We start from the raw sequence: 2,092 nt of genomic DNA, 5'->3' as shown, positions 1-2,092 counted from the left end.
AGATGTGTATAAGAGACAGAATATAGCCCGGTGTTTTAAAGTGAAATAACCCAAACCAAAGAGCGTCACATAGATTGAGGCCATAATCCAAAAATATTCAAACCCATTCGCAATTAACGCATATACATGAAATAAGAAAACCATAAAAGCGAGTGTTTCAAAGAAAAAACCAAGTGCTGTAAATAAGTTAGACCAGCCTCCAAACCATGAAATAGCCAACTGCTTACCATCATTCTCTACCCAATGCCCCTCAAGAGTTGAGCCTCGATTAGGGGATTCAAGCTCTGCTCCATATTGATCAGTAAAACGCTTACTTTTAAAGGTACGAGTTTTAAAGCTGCAGCCATTGAGTGCTTCAGCTTTTTTTAATCGCGTTTCATAACTGTCTTTATGTAAATAGTCTCTTGGCAGTTGCTCATTATAGGTTTGACTATTCTTACGGTATTTAACTTTATTTTCAGCTCTTATACTTATTTCTGCCGCTTCCTCAGGATTATCTCTTGTAAATTTCTCAATTCGCACCTCATCTTCTTCATCTAACGCCAGTTGTTTAATGGTTTTATCTTTCGCTCTTGTTGGGTCTCTGCCAGGATTTTCCGCGCACCACTGGTTAATTGCGTTAATGCGGTTTTCTCTTTTAATTTTTTCTCGCTCTTCATGAGTTAAACCATCGTTTTGTTCAGCAATATAGCGCTCAAGCTCCTCATCACTAATAAGGTTATCAATTAAATCATCCAGATTGCTTGATTTTACTGAGCTTTTATCATCGCTACTCATAGTCATTGCTATCTACATTCCTTGTTTTAACCATTCCATTTTAAATATCTCAGACCCTAAACACCCACTGCTATTTGTCTTAATAAGGTTTTTGTTAATCGCTTCCAATAAGGCGTTGTATCAGGTTGATTTAAGCTTTCGTCAATTGGCCATTTTTCCCATGGTTTGGTGATTTCTTCGTTTGCCCAGCGTTTAGGGTTGGTTATTGCGCCATCAAAGTTAAAACGATAAATATCGTTATCAAGCTTTTCTTCTATCTGCAGCATCTGTTTGTAACTCATTAAACGCCAATACTTTTCTGGGCGGTTATTCTGTTTATCAAAATCGCGTGTTAGTGGGTCTAAATGACGAAACGGCTCAATTTCGGGTGAGTCCACTAATGGTTTGCTTAAATCCATAAAACGCACCACGCGCTCCCATGTGTAACGACAGTAGTTTGGATTTTGTGGGTTGTCTTTAACGCGAATTTCACTAAACGCACCTGCGTGATTTTGATAATCTTTATGAGCCACATACATCGCATGAGTCACACCATGTCCTTGTGAATGGTTGGCTTTAGCGTAAAACGCCTCGATATCTGAGAATGGGAATGTCGCATGACCAAGCTCATTCTTTTGCGCATTATCAACCGACCAGGTAAAACTCACCGTTTGATTTATGCGGTCAAAATACACCTCTCGCCGAGGTAAAATATAACGCGCTATAATAGGCCCGAAGTTGAGGAAGAAAAGGTTAAATCCTAAGGAGAGGCATACAAAGAACAATGGAGAAGCAGCATTATTTGGATAGTAAATTGACTCATAGACCCACACCATTAAAGCTATAATAGAAATAAACGTTAGCACTGCCCCCAATAATATCGGCCCTAAAGTTAACGCAAGCATCGCATCATTTGCTTTTTGGAAACCTAAATAACGCCCTTCGTTATCAATACTATTTAAATCTTTAAGCCTTCTTTCTTCATCCTTTAAGACTAGAATTTTTACTATTTGAAAACCCATTAAATCAGTGAATTTATTAAACCTCTTCTTCGAAAAATAATTTTTAAAATTTTGCGACGCTTCGATTGTTCTTGCATTCATTTTTGCGAATCTATACGAAATAGACATTGATATCCTTATCTTTCAATGTTGCCCTAACAGTCAGTTTTTACATATCAATCATTAAAAACGAGGTGAATTTTTGCCACGCTGTTTTGCCAAATTTAATCTCACTTTCTGGTTTTATATTTTCTGCGTATTTCCAAGGAAACTTAAAAATTTCAGGTGGATTGAGCTTTTTGATTGGTTTACCCATTAGTAAATAATCTAGTTGC

1 protein-coding gene and 1 pseudogene are annotated in these 2,092 nt (G+C 37.3%); both read right to left on the bottom strand.

The window, feature by feature from the left end; genetic code table 11:
* Positions 1-777 (bottom strand): annotated as a pseudogene (locus tag JIG37_RS01180) (hypothetical protein); the annotation flags it as partial.
* 56 nt (positions 778-833) lie between these two features.
* Positions 834-1,886 carry a hypothetical protein gene (locus tag JIG37_RS01175; RefSeq protein ID WP_199528427.1) on the bottom strand — a complete coding sequence of 351 codons (1,053 nt, stop codon included), beginning with the start codon at positions 1,884-1,886 and terminating at the stop codon, positions 834-836.
* Between the last annotated feature and the right edge of the window lie 206 nt (positions 1,887-2,092).

Source organism: Pseudoalteromonas sp. bablab_jr010, assembly GCF_016464105.1.
GTDB classification, from domain to species: domain Bacteria; phylum Pseudomonadota; class Gammaproteobacteria; order Enterobacterales; family Alteromonadaceae; genus Pseudoalteromonas; species Pseudoalteromonas simplex.
This window is presented reverse-complemented; position numbering and strand designations above follow the sequence as displayed.

Bases quoted from the DNA above. Each gene is read 5' to 3' on its own strand.
- JIG37_RS01175 (WP_199528427.1), bottom strand. From the start codon at position 1,886: ATGTCTATTTCGTATAGATTCGCAAAAATGAATGCAAGAACAATCGAA.